16 protein-coding genes and 1 pseudogene are annotated in these 19080 nt (G+C 68.3%); 13 read left to right on the top strand and 4 right to left on the bottom strand.

Annotation, left to right across the window (positions count from 1 at the left end; translation table 11 throughout):
- Positions 1-2 precede the first annotated feature (2 nt).
- On the bottom strand, positions 3-1409 hold the full coding sequence (locus tag ACTJIL_RS13485; protein WP_440756131.1) for a site-specific DNA-methyltransferase: 1407 nt from the start codon (positions 1407-1409) through the stop codon (positions 3-5).
- 158 nt (positions 1410-1567) lie between these two features.
- Here ACTJIL_RS13485 and ACTJIL_RS13480 point away from each other — a divergent pair, with 158 nt between their 5' ends.
- Positions 1568-1954 carry a helix-turn-helix domain-containing protein gene (locus tag ACTJIL_RS13480; RefSeq protein ID WP_051176374.1) on the top strand — a complete coding sequence of 129 codons (387 nt, stop codon included), beginning with the start codon at positions 1568-1570 and terminating at the stop codon, positions 1952-1954.
- A gap of 337 nt (positions 1955-2291) precedes the next feature.
- On the opposite strand, the gene ACTJIL_RS13475 is transcribed toward ACTJIL_RS13480, so the two are convergent.
- The gene (locus tag ACTJIL_RS13475) at positions 2292-3137 is read right to left on the bottom strand and encodes an AraC family transcriptional regulator (protein ID WP_440756130.1); all 846 of its coding nucleotides are present in this window, start codon (positions 3135-3137) and stop codon (positions 2292-2294) included.
- Between the two features lie 109 nt (positions 3138-3246).
- Between ACTJIL_RS13475 and ACTJIL_RS13470 the strand changes: the two genes are divergently transcribed.
- On the top strand, positions 3247-3792 hold the full coding sequence (locus tag ACTJIL_RS13470; protein WP_440756129.1) for a carboxymuconolactone decarboxylase family protein: 546 nt from the start codon (positions 3247-3249) through the stop codon (positions 3790-3792).
- A 55-nt stretch (positions 3793-3847) separates the two neighbouring features.
- Here the strand turns inward: ACTJIL_RS13470 and ACTJIL_RS13465 are convergent, their stop codons facing one another.
- On the bottom strand, positions 3848-4303 hold the full coding sequence (locus ACTJIL_RS13465; protein ID WP_440756128.1) for a nucleoside deaminase: 456 nt from the start codon (positions 4301-4303) through the stop codon (positions 3848-3850).
- 379 nt (positions 4304-4682) lie between these two features.
- Between ACTJIL_RS13465 and ACTJIL_RS13460 the strand changes: the two genes are divergently transcribed.
- The 6 genes from ACTJIL_RS13460 (at position 4683) to ACTJIL_RS13435 (ending at position 11870) form a co-directional block, all read left to right on the top strand.
- Positions 4683-6233 (top strand): hypothetical protein, encoded by a 1551-nt coding sequence (locus ACTJIL_RS13460; protein WP_440756127.1) that lies wholly within the window; start codon positions 4683-4685, stop codon positions 6231-6233.
- A gap of 50 nt (positions 6234-6283) precedes the next feature.
- Positions 6284-7045: a bifunctional demethylmenaquinone methyltransferase/2-methoxy-6-polyprenyl-1,4-benzoquinol methylase UbiE gene (ubiE, locus tag ACTJIL_RS13455; protein ID WP_440756126.1), complete on the top strand. Its 762-nt coding sequence runs from the start codon at positions 6284-6286 to the stop codon at positions 7043-7045.
- 289 nt (positions 7046-7334) lie between these two features.
- A complete protein-coding gene (locus tag ACTJIL_RS13450) occupies positions 7335-9356 on the top strand; it encodes a M1 family metallopeptidase (protein ID WP_440756125.1) in 2022 nt (673 codons plus the stop codon).
- 108 nt (positions 9357-9464) lie between these two features.
- On the top strand, positions 9465-10442 hold the full coding sequence (locus ACTJIL_RS13445; protein ID WP_440756124.1) for an alpha/beta fold hydrolase: 978 nt from the start codon (positions 9465-9467) through the stop codon (positions 10440-10442).
- The gene (locus ACTJIL_RS13440; RefSeq protein ID WP_440756123.1) at positions 10439-11173 is read left to right on the top strand and encodes a hypothetical protein; all 735 of its coding nucleotides are present in this window, start codon (positions 10439-10441) and stop codon (positions 11171-11173) included. The genes ACTJIL_RS13445 and ACTJIL_RS13440 overlap by 4 nt, the downstream gene beginning before the upstream one ends.
- A gap of 229 nt (positions 11174-11402) precedes the next feature.
- Positions 11403-11870 carry an aminoacyl-tRNA deacylase gene (locus ACTJIL_RS13435; RefSeq protein ID WP_440756122.1) on the top strand — a complete coding sequence of 156 codons (468 nt, stop codon included), beginning with the start codon at positions 11403-11405 and terminating at the stop codon, positions 11868-11870.
- A gap of 3 nt (positions 11871-11873) precedes the next feature.
- Here the strand turns inward: ACTJIL_RS13435 and ACTJIL_RS13430 are convergent, their stop codons facing one another.
- Positions 11874-12806 carry a carbohydrate kinase family protein gene (locus ACTJIL_RS13430; RefSeq protein ID WP_440756121.1) on the bottom strand — a complete coding sequence of 311 codons (933 nt, stop codon included), beginning with the start codon at positions 12804-12806 and terminating at the stop codon, positions 11874-11876.
- A gap of 276 nt (positions 12807-13082) precedes the next feature.
- Between ACTJIL_RS13430 and ACTJIL_RS13425 the strand changes: the two genes are divergently transcribed.
- The 5 genes and pseudogenes from ACTJIL_RS13425 (at position 13083) to rodA (ending at position 19018) form a co-directional block, all read left to right on the top strand.
- Positions 13083-14129 (top strand): rod shape-determining protein, encoded by a 1047-nt coding sequence (locus tag ACTJIL_RS13425; RefSeq protein WP_386713069.1) that lies wholly within the window; start codon positions 13083-13085, stop codon positions 14127-14129.
- Positions 14130-14437: 308 nt separating this feature from the next.
- A pseudogene (gene mreC / locus ACTJIL_RS13420) lies at positions 14438-15266 on the top strand (rod shape-determining protein MreC); the annotation flags it as partial.
- A 160-nt stretch (positions 15267-15426) separates the two neighbouring features.
- Positions 15427-15909: a rod shape-determining protein MreD gene (mreD, locus tag ACTJIL_RS13415; protein ID WP_440756120.1), complete on the top strand. Its 483-nt coding sequence runs from the start codon at positions 15427-15429 to the stop codon at positions 15907-15909.
- Positions 15909-17909, top strand: a complete 2001-nt coding sequence (gene mrdA / locus ACTJIL_RS13410) for a penicillin-binding protein 2 (protein WP_440756119.1) — start codon at positions 15909-15911, stop codon at positions 17907-17909. The genes mreD and mrdA overlap by 1 nt, the downstream gene beginning before the upstream one ends.
- Positions 17906-19018: a rod shape-determining protein RodA gene (gene rodA / locus ACTJIL_RS13405; protein WP_440756118.1), complete on the top strand. Its 1113-nt coding sequence runs from the start codon at positions 17906-17908 to the stop codon at positions 19016-19018. Before mrdA ends, rodA begins: the two co-directional genes overlap by 4 nt.
- The last annotated feature ends 62 nt before the right edge of the window (positions 19019-19080 follow it).

The raw sequence follows: 19080 nt of genomic DNA, 5'->3' as shown, positions 1-19080 counted from the left end.
GGTCAGCGCGCCTTGATGTCGTACGGGGTTTGCCGGAAGGCGATGTCGAGTTCGCGCAGCTGTTCTCGGGGAAGGTCGCAGGCTTCGCCGTAGATCACCTTCGGGCCGTCGAACTTCGGCAGCGATCGCAGCACGCGGCGAGTAAGCACGTTGCCGCCGGTCTTGCGTTCGTCGCCAAGGATGCCGTTGAACAGCAGGTAGTAGCCGGTGCCGCCGTGTTCGCCGAGGAAGGCCTGCTTCTTCGCACGAGTCGAACGCGCGGTGCCGGTTTCGGCGAACCAGACGTGTGCGGCCAGATGTTCGAACTTGATACCGGCACGGATATGGCCGTTCTCGTCGAACACCGGGACGCCGAGCTTGTAGAAGCGGAAACCGCCGCCACCTTGCCAGTCTTCGGATCTTGTTACTCCACTTTGCTCCCGACCGTCGATCACCAGCTTGAGGCGAGGTACCACATGTGTAATCGCGTGATTGCCGCGCTCAATGATTATCCATCGGCGATTCATCTTGTGAGCGACCGCGCCAGTGGTTCCCGTGCCGGCAAAGGAGTCCAGCACCAGGTCCCCCGGCTTGGTCGAACTTTGCAGCATCCTTCGTATCAATGCCTCGGATTTCTGCCCCTTCAACTCTTCGACTCCGAGCATCTTGGAGACGGATTCTCCCGAAAATGAAACTACCGCGATGCTGTTCAACTTGTCGTAGATGGATGAGTTCCATGTGTCTTCAAGGGGGTACCGCTCAGGCAGGCCTTCGACTTTGGCTGCCTCCATGAACTCAGACGCTTCGTTCTTCGAAATTCCAAGAGCAGAAAGGCGAGACAGGAGTGCCTTGTATGCAGTGTCGGAAAAGCGCTCCGCAAAATCCTTCTTCTCCAGATAGATCTTGTTGAAGTACGTTTTCTCGGCGTTCTTGGAGTAGTAAAGGATAGTGTCGTGATTTCGAATGTAGTTCTTTGCCATCGTCTTGTAGCCCGATAGCCAGCCAATTCGCCAGATGATCTCGCGCTGGAAGTTCTTCCGTCCGAAAATTTCATCCATCAGAATTTTCAGGTAGTGAACTTCGTTGTAATCGATGGCTACGTATATCGAGCCGTCCTCCGCCAGCAACTCGCGCAGAAGCTCCAGCCGTGGATACATCATCGACAGCCACTGCGAATGCTCGAGGTTGTCGTCGTAGTGCTCGAACGCGCTGCGCGTGTTGTAGGGCGGATCGATGAAGATGCATTTCACCTGCCCCGCGTAGTAGGGCAGGAGCGCCTTGAGCGCATCGAGGTTGTCTCCCTCGATCAGCATGTTCGGCGAATCAACTTCCCCATACGACAGGCTGGCCACTGGCTCCAGTAGCCGGTATGGCGTGCGAGCCGCGCGGGTCAGGTCCTCGTCGCGGTTGTGCCAGGACAGCAGCGGCATCTAGCGCGGCCCTGCCTGCCGATGGCCTTGGGCGACGCACTCCGGCAGTTTTTTGAGCAGGATTGCGGGCACGGGGCCAAGCGTCATCAATCAACAATTGATCAGATCATAAATCAATAATTGATTGATGCGGCCGCCGGGCCGCCTACGTTCGCGGCATGAAGAGCGAGCAGGCTGGGTTTGGCGCGCGATTGCGCGAGGCGTTGCAGAAGGCGAAGTTGCCGGAGAGCGCGGCCGAACTGGCGCGGCTGGTGCCGCAGTACGGCGGCACCGCCGTGACCACGGCCGCCGCCCACCGCTGGATCAAGGGGCAGTCGATCCCGCGGCCGGAGAACATCCGGGCCTTGGCGACGCTGCTGCGCGTCCCGCTGGATTGGCTTTACGGGGAAGACCCCGGCGGGCGCAAGGTGCGCGAACCCAAGGGGGCCTGGGAGGCCAGCGCGGTCGACCGGCATGCGGTCGATGCGTTCTTGGCGCTGGAAGACCGCCACCGCAAGCTGGTGCGGGAATTGATCACGGCGCTGGCGGGGATCACGAAGCGCTGAGAGAGCAGGTCGCCGACCGGTGGGCGCTCGGACAGCCCAAGTCGGATGGACACCACCACGCGCCTGGTGAGGGGAATTTGTGTTGTCACTCCCGCGAATCTGGGGCTTTCAATGGACGAACGTCTGGTTATCCACGGGCTTTGATGGCCACTGACCGGATGCCCATCCCCGCCTTCGCGGGGATGACGAGCAGGATCGGCAGGGATGGCGAGCCAGGGCGCTGTGCTTCCTCATGGTCGTGCCGGCCTTCAGTCCTTGCCGATCTCCTTTCGGGGTTGGCCGCGATCCAGTCGCCGAGCAACGTGATGCAGGATTCGTCCTTGAGGTCGACTACGCCCTACACCCGCGCCGCCCACTCCCGCGGCGTCTGCCCGGCGCGGGCCTTGAACATGCGGGCGAAGGCGGCCGGGCTGGCGTAGCCCAGTTCGTCGGACACCAGCGCAACCGGGCGACCGAGCGAAAGCTCGCGCTTGGCGACGAGCACGCGGTAGTCGGAGAGGTAGTCGCCGACGCTGCGGGCCATGTGATGGCGGAAGGCGGAGGTGAGGCCGGCGCGCGACATGCCGGCCTCGGCGGCCAGTTCGTCCAGCGTCCACGCGCGCCCCGGCTGGCCGTGGATGGCGACGATGGCGCGCGCGAGCCGGCGGTCGGACAGGGCGTGGATCAGCCCTGGGGTGACGTGCGCCTGCGCGGCGTGATCGAACAGCCAGCGCAGCAGCTGGATCAGCACCACCTCGAACAATCGGTCGGCCAGCAGGCGATGGCCGCAGCGGACGTGGTCGGCCTCGTCGAACAGCAGGTCGAGCGACGCCTGCAGGCCGGCAACTGCGTGCACCGGCAGCACGACCAGCGGCGGCAGGCCGGCCACCAGCGGGTGGTGCGGCCCGCCTTCGAAGTGCACCGCCGCACAGGTCAGCAGCGGCGCGGCCGCGCCGGCGCGCGGTGCGAAGCGGTGCGGCGCGCCGGCCGGATAGAACAGCAGTGTCGGCTCGGCGAGCTGCAGCGTGCGCGGATGGCCCGGCAGCGCCTGGCGTGCGTCCATCTCGCCGCCGCGCAGCACGTGCAGGAAGCCGCGTCCGGGCCGGGCGTCGAACGATTCGGTGCCGCACAGCGGGCCGGTGTGGAACAGCTCCACCTTGACCTGGAAGCGGCGCAGCACGCCTTCGAGGCGATCGAGTGACATGGATTATCCGATCTGCATCATAACGTCGCCGAATCGTATCCAATCGAACAACCTGGCGCCAGACACTGTCCTCTCCGGCGCACGTCGCGCCCCTCAACGGAGAACTTCCATGTCCAGGCTTCCCCTCGTCGACCCCGCCGCGGCCACCGCGGAGCGCAAGGCCGTGCTCGACCAGATCCACGGCGCCTTCGGCACCACCCCCAACATGTTCAAGGCCGTGGCCAACTCGACCGCCGCGCTGCAGATGATGTGGGGCGCGTTCGGTGTGCTCGGCGGCGGCACGCTGTCGCCGAAGCTGGGCGAGCAGATCGCGGTGGCGATCGCCGACCGCAACCGCTGCGAGTACTGCCTGGCCGCGCACACCGCGCTGGGCCGCAAGGCCGGCGCGAGCGCTGCGGACATGACGCAGGCGCAGGCGGGCGAATCCGGCGATCCGGCCGTGGCCGCCGCGCTGGCGTTCGCGCTCAAGGTGGTGGAGGCGCGCGGGCAGGTGTCGGATGCGGACGTGCAGCGGCTGCGCGACAACGGCTACGGCGACGAGCAGATCATGGAGATCCTCGCCCACGTCGCGCTGAACATCTTCACCAACTACACCAACGTGGCGTTCGCCGTGCCGGTGGATTTCCCGGCGGTCGCGCTTCGACCGCGCGTCTGAGCGGGCGTGGCCTGCATGCGCCCGAACCCCGGCGCACGCAGGCTGCAGGGATGGCTCAATCCTCGCCGATGTCCTCGTTCCAGACTTCGGGATTGGCCGCGATCCAGTCGCCGAGCATCGTGATGCAGCGTTCGTCCTGCAGGTCGACCACGTTGACGCCGTTCTCGCGCAGCCAGTCGAGGCCGCCGCCGAAGTTCACCGACTCGCCCACCACCACGGTGCCGATGTTGAACTGCCGCACCAGGCCGCTGCAGTACCAGCACGGGGCCAGCGTGGTGACCATGATCGTGTCGCGGTAGCGGCGCTGGCGGCCGGCCTTGCGGAAGGCGTCGGTTTCGCCGTGCACGGACGGGTCGCCTTCCTGCACGCGGCGGTTGTGGCCGCAGCCGAGCAAGCGGCCGTCGTCGTGGTACAGCGCGGCGCCGATCGGGATGCCGCCTTCGGCCAGGCCGGTGCGGGCCTCGGCGATGGCGGTGTCGAGCAGGGCGCGGTAATCGGGGGTGGCGATCATGGGTGGCTTCGCGGCGGGGATTCGCGAGGCAGTCTGCCGTCATCGTGGTGGGGCGTCGAGTCACGGCTGCAGGGCGCTTGCTTGCATGGGACACGGTGCCCGCGAAAAAGCCGGCGCTCACCCGGCGCCGGGCGCCTTCCCACTCTGCGCCCCGGCCATCGTGCTGACGCGATGGCGTTCATCGGGACGCGCGCCGGTGGCGCGCAGGCGTTCCTCTTCAGCCAGCAGGCGGGAGAGGGGATGGCGCGGGTTGCGAAAAGACCCCACAGGTGGATAGTGCTCGGGCATGTGGCGCCGTTGGGGAACGGGCCAAGAGCGACGGGGGGACAATCGAATGACGATATCGACTGGGGGCGGCTCGCGGTCGCGGGTGGTGCGCATGCGTGCAGGCGCATGGCTGGCGGCCGGCCTGTTGCTGCTGGGCTGTGGCGCGGCGAGTGCGCAGGTCGTGCAGGGGCGGCTGGAACTGCAGTGGGGCGATCCGGCGCCTGCACCGGCCGAACAGCGCCTGCAGTCCCGGCTGCTGGCGACCCTGGTCACCGATGATGGCGCGCGCATCGCGCTCGATCCCGCGCAGGCGCGCCGCGCCGCGGGCGACCTGTATGCGCTGTCCAACCGCCGCGTTGCGGTCGCATTCGCAACCCAGGGCAGGGGCGTGCTGCAGCGAACCGAGGTGGAGGTGATCGTCCCCGCCGACCGGCCATGGCAGCGCGCGCCGGCACTCGACGCCGCCGGGCGCGTGGTCGCCGAAGCGCCGGTGTCGGGCACCACGCGCTGGGTGACGCTGGCCTGCAAATTCCGCGACATCGCCACCGAGCAGAAGAGCCGGGATTTCTTCACCTCGCAGTATGGCTACCTGCCCGGCCAGCTCGGGCATTACTGGATCGAGGTGTCGTACGGCAGGATCGACCTCGCCGGCAGCCAGGCGTACGGCTGGTTCTCGCTGCCGTCGCCGCGCAGCGCCTACGTGACGATGGTCGACGGCGAGGAAGAAGCCGACCTGGACAAGCTGTTTGCCGACTGCGGGGCGGCGGCCGACCCGACGGTCAACTTCGCCGGCGTGCAGGGCGTCAACATGATGTTCAACGGCGACCTCGACGGCTATGCCTGGGGCGGCGGCGCCTGTGCCACGCTCGATGGCGCCCGCCGCTGTCTCAGCACGACCTGGAACCCGCCATGGTCGTTCGGCAACCTGGCGCCGCTGGCGCACGAGATGGGGCACGGCTACGGCCTGCCGCATTCGGACAACTCCGACGGCGACGACGACACCTACGACAATCCCTGGGACGTGATGAGCGATGCCTGGAGCAACGCCATGCACAACGTCACCTTCGGCGCGCTTCCGAAGCACATCAACATGGTGCAGCGCGACCGCCTCGGCTGGGTGGATGCGGCGCGCAAGCGCATCATCCCGGCCGGCAACATCGCCACGACGCAGGTGGCGCTGGACTTTGCCAGCCTGAAGGGCGCGACGAACCTGCAGATGATCGTGCTGGCGATGCCCGCGCGGCCCGATCCCTACGCGACCGTGTTCTACACGCTCGAGGCGCGCAGGCGCACCGGCACCTACGAGTCCGCCCTGGCGGGCGATGCGGTGATCATCCACAAGGTGGAGGACTACGGCACGGCCTACAGCGTCGATGCGGACGAGCCGCCGGCGGACATCGCCAACAACGAGGGCTCGATGTTCAAGCCCGGCGAAACCTGGCTCTCGCCCGACCACTCGCGCTGGGTCCGGGTCGATGCGATGACGGCGACCGGCTTTCTGGTCACGGTGGGGCCGATGCCGCGGGTCACCGGCGGCCGGCTGCCGGCGCTGCGCAGGACGGCCGCGCCGGTTGCGCCGCAGCCGACGGCGCCTGCCCGTTCCGCGCGGGGTTCATGGGATGCCGGGCCTGGCCGCACCGATGGAGCGCGGGCGATTCGCTGAACCGCCGTGCGCCGGCGGCCGCCATGCCCGCGGATGCGATAATCGGCCGCATGAGCGAATCCACGAACAAGTCCGGCACCACCCACTTCGGCTTCCGCGACGTGCCGGTGGGCGAGAAGCAGAAGCTGGTCGGCGAGGTGTTCTCGTCGGTGGCAGGCAACTACGACCTGATGAACGACCTGATGTCGATGGGCATCCACCGGGTCTGGAAGCGCTACTTCGTCGCCACCGCGCAGGTGGGCAAGGGCGACCGCGTGCTGGATCTTGCCGGCGGCACCGGCGACATCGCCGCGCTGCTGAGGGATCGCGTCGGCGAGAGCGGCGAACTGGTGCTCGGCGACATCAATGGCGAAATGCTGCGCGTCGGCCGCGACCGCATGACCGATCGCGGCAATGTGCGCGGGTTCGAATACGTGCAATGCAACGCGCAGGCGCTGCCATTCCCGGATGCCAGCTTCGACCTGGTCACCATCGCCTTCGGCCTGCGCAACGTCACCGACAAGGATGCGGCGCTGGCCGAGATGCTGCGGGTGCTCAAGGTCGGCGGGCAGGCGCGGGTGCTGGAGTTCTCGGAAGTGAAGGCCGACTGGTTCAAGCCGCTGTACGACTTCCACTCGTTCCAGGTGCTGCCGCGGCTCGGGAAACTGTTCGCGCACGACGCCGGCAGCTATCAGTACCTGGCCGAGTCGATCCGCAAGCATCCGCCGCAGGACGAACTGAAGGCGATGATGGAAGCCGTGGGCTTCGCGCGCTGCGACTACAAGAACCTGTCGGGCGGGATCGTCGCGGTCCACACCGGCTACAAGACGTAGGTCGGGACGACGGAGACCTTCAAAGCCCTCCCCTTCAAGGGGAGGGTTGGGTGGGGATGGGTTTCCCGTCCGTCGCCCGTGAACCCAGGGATGCACCTCGCCGAACCCCATCCCCACCCCGGCCCTCTCCTTGAAGGGGAGGGGAAAAATCTCGTCGTGAACCCAACCCCGGCTGGTCGCTTCCGCTTGCCGGCGCATCGTGGGCCTAACCCCAACCTACGCACGCCATTTGGGCACGAGCGGGCAGGGCGCTAGACTTGGCGATCCTGTCCGCTTCCCCCGGATCACGATGCGCACCTTGCTCCTTTCCCTTGGTTTTGCCGCCGTCCTGGCCGGCTGCCAACGCGACGCGGCCGACACCGCTACCCCCACGCCCACCGCGAAGCCCGCCATGACCGCTTCGGCCAGCATTGACGAGCACTCCTATGCCGAGCCCGGCAAGGTCGCCATCGACGACCTGGCGCTGGACCTGAAAGTCGACTTCGATACGAAGACCATCTCCGGCACCGCGACCTACACCCTGGACTGGAAGGACAAGGGTGCGAAGCAGCTGGTGCTCGACACCCGCGACCTGTCGATCGACAAGGTCGAGGGCGAGACCAGGGACGGCGCGTGGCAGCCGCTGCAGTACGGCATGGCCAAGCGCGACGACATCCTGGGCAGCAAGTTCACCATCGAGGCGCCCGAGCAGAACGCGCATATCCGGGTGACGTATGCGACTTCGCCCGACGCCTCCGGCCTGCAGTGGCTGGAGCCGGCGATGACCGAGGGCAAGCAGTTGCCCTTCATGTTCAGCCAGTCGCAGCAGATCCACGCGCGCAGCTGGGTGCCGCTGCAGGACACGCCGAGCGTGCGCTACACCTACAGCGCGCACGTGACCACGCGCCCGGACGTGATGGCGCTGATGAGCGCCGACAACGATCCCAAGGCGGCGCGTGACGGCGACTACACGTTCAAAATGCCGCAGAAGATCCCGTCCTACCTGATGGCGATCGCCGCCGGCGACCTGGTGTTCAAGCCGATCTCCGAGCGCTCCGGCGTGTGGGCCGAGCCGGCGATGGTCGACAAGGCGCAGGCCGAGTTCGACGACACCGAGAAGATGATCCAGACGGCCGAGTCGCTGTACGGCCCGTACCGCTGGGGCCGCTACGACATCCTCGTGTTGCCGCCGTCGTTCCCGTATGGCGGCATGGAGAACCCGCGCCTGACCTTCGCCACGCCGACGGTGATCGTGGGCGACAAGTCGCTGGTGTCCCTGGTTGCGCACGAGCTGGCGCACAGCTGGTCGGGCAACCTGGTGACCTTCTCCAGCGCCAAGGACGCCTGGCTTAACGAGGGCGTCACCAGCTACGTCGAGAACCGCATCATCGAGGCCCTGTACGGCAAGGAACAGGCCGACATGGAAAGCGTCATCGCGCGCAACGAGCTCAAGGAAGAATTCAAGCAGATCGATCCGAAGCTGCAGGTACTGGCCGAGAAGCCGGGCGTGTTGAAGGACCCGGACAACAGCTCCTCGTCGACCGTCTACACCAAGGGCGCGTGGTTCCTGCAGTTCCTCGAGCAGCGCTTCGGGCGCGAGGACTTCGATGCCTTCCTGCGCGGCTACTTCGACCATTTCGCGTTCCAGAGCATCTCCAGCCAGCAGTTCGCCGACTACGCCAAGGCCAACCTGCTGGACAAGTACCCGGACAAGGTGAGCCAGGCCGAATTCGATGCATGGCTGTACGAGCCCGGCGTCCCGCCGACCGCGCCGCAGGTGCTGGCGCGCAAGTTCGGCGTGGTCGATTCGGCGCGGCTGGCGTGGCTGGGCAGCGGCGAATTGCCGCCGCCGGCGATCACCGGCGACTGGAGCACGCAGGAATGGGTGCACTTCATCGAAGGCATGCCGGAGACGCTGCGTGTCGACCAGCTGGCCCAGCTCGACGGCGCCTACCACTTCACCGGCACGCCCAACGGCGAGATCGCGCAGCGCTGGTATCCGCTGGCGGTGCGCAGCGGCTATACCGCGGCCAATGACGCGATCGCCGCGTTCCTGGAAAAGATCGGCCGTCGCAAGCTGATCATGCCGACCTACAGCGCGCTGGTGCAGACCACCGATGGCCTGGCGCTGGCCAAGGCCGTATTCGCCAAGGCCAGGCCCGGCTACCACCCGATCACCACCGGCTCGGTGCAGAAGGTGATCGACGAAGCCAAGCCGAAGGCCGCGCCCGCGGCGGCGCCGGTGCAGGACGCACCGGCGGAGGACAGCAAGCCCGCGGCCGCGGGCGACGCCACCGCTCCGGCGCCGCAGCAGGCGCCGGACGCCGGCTGAGCCGGACATCTTTCTTTTTGTGGGAGCGGCCATGGCCGCGATTGCGGGTCCGATGAATCGCGGCCATGGCCGCCCCCACAAGCGCTTGCCCCTGCGTGGTGGCTTGGCATGACGACGGCGATCCTTGTCGTCGTTGCTGTCGTGGTTGTCGTGGCCGCGCTCGCGGCCTTCCTGCTCTGGCGCGACCCCTACGCCCTGATCCGCGCCGAATTCGCGCGCGAGCGGATGGCGCTGGGGCTGGCGCGCCGCGTCGTCGACATCGACGGCATTCGCTGGGCCTACGCCGAAGGCGAAGCGCGCGACGCCGATGCGCCGGTGCTGGTGATGGTGCACGGCTTCACCGGCAGCAAGGAGAACTGGTATCCGGTCGCCAGGCGCCTGCGCGGCCGCTATCGGCTGCTGATCCCGGACCTGCCGGGCTGGGGCGAGAGCCAGCGCGAGGGCGTCACCGATCACGGCTTCGCCGCGCAGGCCGCGCGCGTGGCGGCGTTCATCCGTGCGACCTGCGACCGGCAGGTGGTGGTGCTCGGCCATTCGATGGGCGGCGGCATCGCCGCGGTGCTGGCCGCGCGCGAGCCGGGGCTGGTCGCGCGCGTCGGCCTGTTCGACGCCGCCGGCGTGCGTTTCGCCGACAACCAGTTCGGCCTCGACGTGCTGGCCGGCAGCAATCCGTTCGGCGTGCACGACCGCGCCTCGCTGGCGGCCTACTTCGACATCCTGTTCCACGACCGCGGCGCGCTGCCGGCGATGCCGTGGCCGGCGCCCGCCATCCTCATCGCCCGGCGACGCCGCGACAGCGCCTTCGAGCAGGCGGTGCTCGACGACATCGGCCGCGGCCCCGAGCAGTTCCTGCCCGGCGAGGAAGCCGCGCGCATCCGCCAGCCGGCGCTGCTGGCCTGGGGCGCGCACGACCGGGTGATCGATCCCAGCGCGATGGATCTTTACGCAGCGAAGATGCCGCAGGCGCGTAAAGTGCTGCTGGACGGCAGCGGCCACATGACGGTGATGGAACAGCCCGACGACATCGCCGACGCGATCGAACGCCTGCTTGCCGCCGCACCGGTCGAACAGGGAGCCCACGCATGAACCACCGCACCATCTTCTGCGCCGCGCTGCTGGCGGTGGCCGCCACCGCCGTTTCCGGCTGCGGCGACCGCGCCGCCGAGGAGTCCGCGCGCGCCGCCGCGCAGGCCGCCGCCAACGAAAAGGCGGCAAAGGAATACGCAGACGGCTTCGACGCGGCGGTGGCCGCGGAAAACTGGGCACTGGCCAAGGCCCAGGGCGACGTGCTGTTCGCGCGGTTCCCGGACACCAGGCAGGCCGCGCGCATCCGCCCGCACTACGACGAGGCCAAGGCCAAGGCAGACGCGGAGCGCGAGGCGAGGCGCGCCGCCGCGCTGTGGAGCTACCAGACCGAAAACGTGAAGGGTGGCCAGCAACTCTCGGCGGCGATCTATTCGAAGGATGCCGTCGACACCGACGGCAGCGGCGCCAATCCGGTGCGCCTGATCTTCCGCGACCACCCGACCTGGGGCACGAGCAGCTACCTGGTGCTGCAGGCCGGCGACTTCGCCTGTTACGGCGGCTGCCGGGTCAAGGTCAAGGTCGACGACGCGGCGCCGAAGTCGATGTCGGCGCTGCGCCCGGACACCGACGAGGCCGTGGCCATGTTCATCAACGACGAGCAGGCGCTGTGGCGGATGCTCAAGGACGCGAAACAGGTGTCGGTCGAATTCCCGGTCAAGGCCGGCGGCACGCGCACGGCGGTGTTCGAGGTCGCGGGGCTGGACCGGAAGAAGTTGCCCGGCTGGGACTGAGCCGCCGGTCGGGGCTACGCAGGTGCTCCACGGCGCGTCCCGACATCGCGATCGCGCCCATGCGGCGTTCCTACACGTTGCTGAAACCTTGGCGGAGTAGAGTCGGGCCACGGCATGCAGCGCACGGAAAGCGCCGCGCCGCATCGACGCGCTGCCCGGACGCGCGCGCCAGGCACACCAGCCGGGATCGGCGCCGGAGCGGCAGCGGACCCCGAAGCAGGAGACGGCCATGCTCGCTCCCCGCCTGCACCACTTCCTCGACGAACGCCACGCGCCGTACACCACGCTCACCCACGACCGCACGATCACCGCGCAGGAGACCGCGAACTGCGCGCACATCGGCAACCGCCACTTCGCCAAGACCGTGATGCTCAAGGTCGACGGCGAACTGGTGATGATGGTGATGCCGGCCGCCTATCGCATCGACCTGACCCGCCTGTCGCGCGCCCTGGGCGGGCGCGAGGTCGAGCTCGCACAGGAATCGGAATTCCGCGACGCCTTTCCCGACTGCGAACTCGGCGCGATGCCGCCGTTCGGCAACCTCTACGACATGCCGGTCTGCGTCGACGCGCGCCTCTCGGAACATCCGGAGATCGTCTTCAACGCCGGCTCGCACACCGAACTGGTGCGGATGCCGTACGCGCAGTTCGAGCAGCTGGTGAAACCCGAGCCGCTGTGGCTGGCGCACGTGATGTGAGCCCTACAACGCGTATCCGAACTGCTGCTTGAACTGCTCGTTGAACTCGTCGTAGTCGAAGCGCTGGTTCTGGGTGCCGGGGTGCTCGACCTTCAGCGCGCCCATCAGGTTGCCGATGCGGCCGATGGTCAGCCAGTCGCAGCCCTTCTCGATGCCGAAGATCAGGCCGGCGCGGAAGGCGTCGCCGCAGCCGGTGGGGTCGGTGATCCGGCGCTCGTGCGCCGGCGGGACGTCGTAGGTCTTGCCGCCGGTGAAGATCATCGCGCCCTTGGGGCCGCGGGTGGCGATGTAGGCCTTCACCTTGCCGGCGATCTCCTGCTCGCTCCAGCCGGTGCGCTCCTGCAGCAGGTTGGACTCGTAGTCGTTGACGGTGACGTAGTCGGCCTGCTCGATGAAGGCGCGCAGCTCGGCGCCGTTGAACAGCGGCATCGCCTGGCCGGGATCGAAGATGAAGGGGATGCCGGCCTCGGCGAACTCCTTCGCGTTCTGGATCATGCCCTCGTAGCCGTCGGGGCTGACGATGCCGATGCTGATGCCGGGCACGTCGCGGACGTGGTTCTCGTAGCTGCGCATCATCGCGCCGGGGTGGAAGGCGGTGATCTGGTTGTTGTCCAGGTCGGTGGTGATGAACGCCTGGGGCGTGAACAGCTCCGGGATCTCCTTGACCTGGTCCAGCGGGATCTCGAGCTCCTCGAAGTACTCGCGGTACGGGCCGAAGTCCTGGCCCACCGTGGCCATCGGGACCGGGTCGCCGCCCAGCAGCTTGAGGTTGTAGGCGATGTTGCCGGCGCAGCCGCCGAACTCGCGACGCATCCGCGGCACCAGGAACGAGACGTTGAGGATGTGCACCTTGTCCGGGAGGATGTGGTTCTTGAACTGGTCGGGAAACACCATGATGGTGTCGTAGGCCAGGGAGCCACAGATCAGGGCAGACATCAGGCAGGCGCTCGTTCGGGGCGGAATGGGCGGCTAGGTTAGCCGGCCGGATGCGACGAGGCCAGCCGTGGGGCGCCCGGACAGGACCCGAAAGGACCCCGTGTGGGAGCGGCCATGGCTGCGATCGAGGGGTGTGGCCATGGCATCGCGGCCATGGCCGCTCCCACGGGGAAATTCCTGCGACCAGGGAAACCGCGCCCGCGAAGCGTCCACGGCCCGCTTTTTTGCTAGGCTAGCCGACTCTTTTCACCCATTCCTCACGGACATTCGCCCCCGATGTTCAAGAAGTTCCGCGGCCTGTTCTCCAACGACCTGTCGATCGACCTCGGCACGGCCAATACCCTCATTTTCGTCCGCGGGCAGGGCATCGTGCTCAACGAGCCGTCCGTGGTCGCGGTGCGCCAGGACCGGTCCGGCTCCGGCAACCGCACGGTCGCCGCGGTCGGCACCGAGGCCAAGCAGATGCTCGGCCGCACCCCCGGCGGCATCACCACGATCCGGCCGATGAAGGACGGCGTCATCGCCGACTTCACCTACACCGAGGAAATGCTCAAGTACTTCATCCGCAAGGTGCATAAATCGCGCTTCCTGCGGCCCAGCCCGCGGGTGCTGATCTGCGTGCCCTGTGGCTCGACCCAGGTCGAGCAGCGCGCGATCAAGGAATCGGCGCTGGAAGCCGGCGCCCGCGACGTGTCGCTGATCGAGGAACCGATGGCCGCGGCGATCGGCGCCGGCATGCCGGTGACCGAGGCGCGCGGCTCGATGGTGGTGGACATCGGCGGCGGCACCACCGAGGTCGCGGTGATCGCGCTGTCGGGCATCGTCTATTCGCAGTCGGCGCGCATCGGCGGCGACCGCTTCGACGAGTCGATCATCAACTACGTGCGCCGCAACCACGGCATGCTGATCGGCGACAGCACCGCCGAGAAGATCAAGCTGGAAATCGGCAATGCCTGGCCGCAGGACCGGGTGATCGAGATGGAGGTCTTCGGCCGCCACCTCGCCGAAGGGGTGCCGAAGATGATCACCATCACATCCAGCGAAGTGCTAGAGGCGCTGCGCGAGCCGCTCGCCGGGATCGTCAGTGCGGTCAAGCAGGCGCTGGAACAGACCCCGCCGGAACTGAGCGCGGACGTCGCCGAGCTGGGCATCGTGCTCACCGGCGGTGGCGCGCTGCTGCGCGACATGGACCGCCTGCTGTCCGAAGAAACCGGGCTGCACGTGCAGGTGGCGGAAGATCCGCTGACCTGCGTGGCGCGCGGTGGCGGGCGCGCGCTGGAATTGTTGGATACGCACGGCAACGAGTTCTTCGCCTACGATTGAGGCGAAGGCGGGAATGGGGAGTTGGGGATCGGGGAGCGGGGCGCGCAAGACGGCAGGGGCTGCGTGATTCCGTTTTTCCCGAAGCTTTTTCCCCGGTAGTCCAGGGCCGGACTTGGCGCCACACGGCAATCCTTGCGGCGGAAACTGTTTCCAGTTCCGCAAAAAAACAGCGCGGGGATTCATCGCCGTGCGTGGAGTGGCATCCTTAGTTCGCGGCTTCGAGATCGTTCGTCGCCCGCGTGGTTTCCGCGCCGACGCCGCTGCATTTCCGATTTCCCACTCCCCATTTTCGATTCCGGTTCTGACACGTGCCTGCCTACGCCAGCCCCACGCCTCCACGCACCGGTGATGTCGCGGGCACGCTGCGCCTGCTGACCTATCTGGCGCTGGCGGTGGCGCTGCTGGTGTTCGACCACCGCGGTGGCTGGCTGACCCGGATCCGCGCCCAGGCCAACGTCGCGGTGCAGCCGCTGTGGTGGCTGGCCGGGCTGCCGGCGCGACTGGGCGACAGCGTGCGCGATGACGCGGTGACCCGTTCGATGCTGGCCGAGGACAACCGCCGGCTGCGCAATGCGCTGCTGGTCAGCGGTGCGCGGCAGGCGCGATTGCAGGTGGCGGCGGCCGAGAACGCGCGCCTGCGCGGCCTGCTCGGCGCGGCCGAACGCGGCGGCCTCGACGTGCAGCTGGCACCGATCCTCGACATCGACCTCGATCCCACTCGCCAGCGCCTGATCCTCGACGCCGGCCGCCGCGACGGCGTGCGTCTGGGGCAGAGCGTGATCGATGCCGGCGGGCTGATCGGCCAGATCATCGAAGTCACCCCGGCCACGGCCACGGTGCTGCTGATCACCGACCCGGACCACGCGGTGCCGGTGCTGGTCGGCCGCAACGGCGTGCGCCTGGTGGCCTACGGCAAGGGCCGCAGCGACCAGCTCGAACTGCCCAACATCCCGCTGTCGGCCGATGTGAAGGTGGGCGACGCGATCATCACTTCGGGCCTGGGCGGCCGCTTTCCGCCGGGGTTCCCGGTCGGCACCGTTGACGCGCTGCGTCCCGACGACAGCCGTGCCTTCCTGGTCGCGGAGCTGAAGCCCGCCGCCCGTCTTGATCGTGGCCGCGACGTGCTGTTGCTGCAGCAAAGCCGTGAATCGGAACAACAACCGCAACAACAGGGCGTGGACGAACCCGAAGTGGATGCATCCAGCGTCGCCGGTGGAGCGGCCGCCTCCGCGAACGGCTCCGCCGGCCCCCGATCCGCGACTCCCGATTCCCGACCCGCTCCGCAGGAGGCCAGGCCATGAGCCGTCCGCGCCGCCTCTGGCTGCTGCCGGTCAGCATCATCGCGGCGCTGCTGCTGGGCCTGCTGCCGCTGCCGCCGGTGCTGCAGCCGCTGCGCCCCTACTGGCTGGCGCTGGTGGTGGCGTTCTGGGTGATCGAGGATCCGGACCGCGCCGGCCTCGGCTTCGCGTTCGCGATGGGCGTGATCGGCGACCTCGCCTTCGGCGGCATCCTCGGCGAGCAGGCGCTGCGGCTGACGGTGATGGCCTTCATCCTGCAGCGTTTCCGCGCCCAGGTGCGCTTCTTCCCGATGGCGCAGCAGGCGCTGGTGATCGGCGGCCTGCTGCTCAATGACCGCGTGGTCAGCGCGGCGGTACACCTGATGCTCGACGAGCCGCAGCTGCCGTGGTCGTACTGGTGGGCGCCGCTGCTGGGCATGATGCTGTGGGCGCCGCTGTTCGTGCTGCTCGATGCGCTGCGCATCGGCAGGCGCAGGTCCTGATGCGCCAGGTGCGGCGCCGGCTGAAGAACCACGTGCGCGAAACCGCGCAGTTCCGCGTCCGCGCGCTGCTGGGGTTCGTGATCGTGGTGCTGGCGCTGGGCGGGCTGGCCGGCTGGTACTTCAAGCTGCAGGTGCTCGACCACGCCGACTACGCGAAGCGCTCGGAGGCCAACCGGATCAAGCCGCGGCCGGTGGTGCCGGCACGCGGCGTCATCTACGACCGCAAGGGCCGGATCCTGGCCGACAACGTGCCGGCGTTCCGGCTCGACGTGGTGCCGGAGGATGCCGGCGACCCGAAGGCGCTGGTCGCCGAGCTGTCGAAGATCATCGCGCTGGCGCCCGAGGACATCGAGCGCTTCGAACGCGAGCGCAAGGCCAACCGCAGCTTCCGCGCGCTGACCCTGAAGCTGCGCCTGAGCGAAGACGAGGTGGCGCGCTTCGCGGTCGACCAGTGGCGCTTCCCCGGGGTGAGCGTGGAGCCCTACCTGACCCGGCGCTACCCCTACGGCGCGCTGATGGCGCACATCGTCGGCTACGTCGGCCGCACCGACGAGAAGGACATCGAGCAGTACGGGCCGGGGCAGGCGCTGTTCAACCACACCGGCCGCGCCGGCATCGAGCGCTATTACGACGAGGCGCTGCGCGGCAAGGTGGGCTACGAGGAGGTCAAGACCAACGTCGAGGGCCGCGCGCTGGGCCGCGTCGGCCGGATCCCGGCGACCGCCGGTGCCGACCTGCGGCTGGCGGTGGACGTGGACCTGCAGCGGACCATGGTCGAGGCCTTCGGCGACCACGACGGCTCCGCGGTGGCGATCGACCCGAAGACCGGCGAGATCCTGGCCATGGCCAGCCTGCCCAGCTACGACCCCAACCTGTTCGTCAACGGCATCTCCAGCGCCGACTACCGCGCGCTGATGGACAACCCGTCGCGGCCGCTGTTCAACCGCAACGTGCTCGGCGGCGGCCCGCCGGGTTCGACGATCAAGCCGTTCGTGGCGCTGGCCGGGCTGGAAAGCGGCCTGCGGCGGCCCGAGGACCGGGTGTTCAGCACCGGCGAATTCCACATCCCCGGGCAGAAGCGCGGCTATCGCGACGCCCACGGCGGCAGTGGCTGGGTGGACCTGCACAAGTCGATCGCCGCGTCGGTGAACTACTACTACTACAAGCTCGCCTACGACATGGGCATCGACCGGCTGGCCAGCTACATGCACCGCTACGGCTTCGGCGAGCCGACCGGGATCGACCTGACCGGCGAGAACGGCGGCGTGGTGCCGTCGCCGGAATGGAAGGCGAAGAACAGCCGCGAGCCCTGGTATCCGGGGGAAACGGTGATCTCCGGCATCGGCCAGGGCTACTGGATCGCGACCACGCTGCAACTCGCGCAGGGCACCGCGGCGCTGGCCGCCGATGGCGCCATGCACCGCCCGCACCTGGCCAGCGACCGCCGCGACGGCTTCCGCAACCCGTGGGCAGCGGTACCGCAGCCGGCGCCCAGGCGCCTGTCCGATAACCTCGGATACATCCGCGCGGTGCAGGGCGGCATGGAGGGCACGATCCACGAACCGGGCGGCACCGGGCGGGCCATGGCGATCGGTGCGAGCTACCGCATGGCCGGCAAGACCGGTACCGCGCAACGGGTCAGCCGCAAGGGCAATGTCAGCACTAACCCGCACTCGTTGCCGCTGCACCTGCGCCACCAGGCGTGGTTCATCGGTTATGCACCGGCCGCCGATCCGCGGATCGCGGTCGCGGTGATGGTCGAGCACGGCGGTTACGGCGGTTCCACCGCCGCGCCGATCGCGCGCAAGCTGTTCGACGCCTGGCTGCTGGGCAAGTATCCCGAACCCGATCCGGATGCGATCCCGATGACCGCGATCGGCGCGCGCGCCGTGGCGGCGCATACCGCGCCGACCCCGGTGCGTGCGGCCCGCGCGGCGATCCCGGGCCTCGACGAGGCCACGGTCGAACTGATCCGCGGCGGACCCGGGGCAGGGCGATGAATATCATCCTGCGCTGGCTGCTGGACCTCGTGCAGCGCTTCGTGCGCACCCTGGACTGGTCGCTGTGCGCGGCCCTGTTCGCGCTGATGGCCATCGCGCTGGCCGTGCTGTACAGCGCCGGCGGGCAGAACGGCATGGACCTGGTGGTCGCGCAAGGCGCGCGCTACGGGGTCGGGCTGGCGGCGATGTGGGGCCTGTCGCGGGTGACCCCGCTGCGGCTACGCGACGCCACGCCGCTGGTCTACGCCGCCACGCTGCTGCCGCTGGTGCTGGTGCTGGCGATCGGCACCGGCAAGCACGGCAAGCACTGGATCGACCTGCAGCTGTTCTATTTCCAGCCGTCGGAACTGCTCAAGCTGAGCCTGCCGATGATGGCGGCGTGGTACCTCGACCGCCAGCTGCTGCCGCCGCGCATCGGCGCGGTGCTGGCCACTGCGGTGATCATCGCGGTGCCGACCGCGCTGGTGCTGCTGCAGCCGGACTTCGGCACCGCGATGCTGGTCGCGATCAGCGGCGCGTTCGTGCTGTTCCTGGCGGGCTTGTCGTGGTGGTGGTTCGCGATCGCTTTCGGCGGCGTCGCCGGCGCCGCGCCGGTGGCCTGGTTCTGGCTGCTCAAGCCGTACCAGAAGGATCGCATCCTGACCTTCCTCGATCCCGAATCCGATCCGCTCGGCGCGGGCTGGAACATCATCCAGTCGAAGATCGCGATCGGTTCGGGCGGCATGACCGGGCAGGGCTGGATGCAGGGTTCGCAGTCGCACCTGGACTACTTGCCCGAGCACACCACCGACTTCATCTTCGCGGTGCTCTCCGAGGAGTTCGGCTGGATCGGCGTGGCCACGGTGCTGGCGCTGTACCTGTTCGTGGTCGGACGCTGCCTGTGGATCGCCGCGCAGGCGCGCGACGGCTACGCACGGTTGCTGGCCGGCAGCCTGGGGCTGGCGTTCTTCGTCTACGTGATCGTCAACGGCGGCATGATTTCCGGCCTGCTGCCGGTGGTCGGCGTGCCGATGCCGCTGCTGTCCTACGGCGGCACCGCGGCGGTGTCGCTGCTCGCTGGCCTGGGCGTGGTGATGTCGGTGCGCAACCATCGCCCGATCCACGGGTAGGCGCTCGGCGATGGCCCCTGCAGCGGGGCCCTGGCGCGGAAGCATCCCGGGGCTTGCAGCAG

The organism is Luteimonas sp. 22616, assembly GCF_052044325.1.
Taxonomy (GTDB): Bacteria; Pseudomonadota; Gammaproteobacteria; order Xanthomonadales; family Xanthomonadaceae; genus Luteimonas.
Note: the sequence above shows the minus strand (reverse complement) of the source record. Positions and strands in the feature narration are given on the sequence as shown.

Coding starts and splice junctions, on each gene's coding strand:
- ACTJIL_RS13485 (WP_440756131.1), bottom strand. CDS start 1,409: ATGCCGCTGCTGTCCTGGCACAACCGCGACGAGGACCTGACCCGCGCG.
- ACTJIL_RS13480 (WP_051176374.1), top strand. CDS start 1,568: ATGAAGAGCGAGCAGGCTGGGTTTGGCGCGCGATTGCGCGAGGCGTTG.
- ACTJIL_RS13475 (WP_440756130.1), bottom strand. CDS start 3,137: ATGTCACTCGATCGCCTCGAAGGCGTGCTGCGCCGCTTCCAGGTCAAG.
- ACTJIL_RS13470 (WP_440756129.1), top strand. CDS start 3,247: ATGTCCAGGCTTCCCCTCGTCGACCCCGCCGCGGCCACCGCGGAGCGC.
- ACTJIL_RS13465 (WP_440756128.1), bottom strand. CDS start 4,303: ATGATCGCCACCCCCGATTACCGCGCCCTGCTCGACACCGCCATCGCC.
- ACTJIL_RS13460 (WP_440756127.1), top strand. CDS start 4,683: ATGCGTGCAGGCGCATGGCTGGCGGCCGGCCTGTTGCTGCTGGGCTGT.
- ubiE (WP_440756126.1), top strand. CDS start 6,284: ATGAGCGAATCCACGAACAAGTCCGGCACCACCCACTTCGGCTTCCGC.
- ACTJIL_RS13450 (WP_440756125.1), top strand. CDS start 7,335: ATGCGCACCTTGCTCCTTTCCCTTGGTTTTGCCGCCGTCCTGGCCGGC.
- ACTJIL_RS13445 (WP_440756124.1), top strand. CDS start 9,465: ATGACGACGGCGATCCTTGTCGTCGTTGCTGTCGTGGTTGTCGTGGCC.
- ACTJIL_RS13440 (WP_440756123.1), top strand. CDS start 10,439: ATGAACCACCGCACCATCTTCTGCGCCGCGCTGCTGGCGGTGGCCGCC.
- ACTJIL_RS13435 (WP_440756122.1), top strand. CDS start 11,403: ATGCTCGCTCCCCGCCTGCACCACTTCCTCGACGAACGCCACGCGCCG.
- ACTJIL_RS13430 (WP_440756121.1), bottom strand. CDS start 12,806: ATGTCTGCCCTGATCTGTGGCTCCCTGGCCTACGACACCATCATGGTG.
- ACTJIL_RS13425 (WP_386713069.1), top strand. CDS start 13,083: ATGTTCAAGAAGTTCCGCGGCCTGTTCTCCAACGACCTGTCGATCGAC.
- mreD (WP_440756120.1), top strand. CDS start 15,427: ATGAGCCGTCCGCGCCGCCTCTGGCTGCTGCCGGTCAGCATCATCGCG.
- mrdA (WP_440756119.1), top strand. CDS start 15,909: ATGCGCCAGGTGCGGCGCCGGCTGAAGAACCACGTGCGCGAAACCGCG.
- rodA (WP_440756118.1), top strand. CDS start 17,906: ATGAATATCATCCTGCGCTGGCTGCTGGACCTCGTGCAGCGCTTCGTG.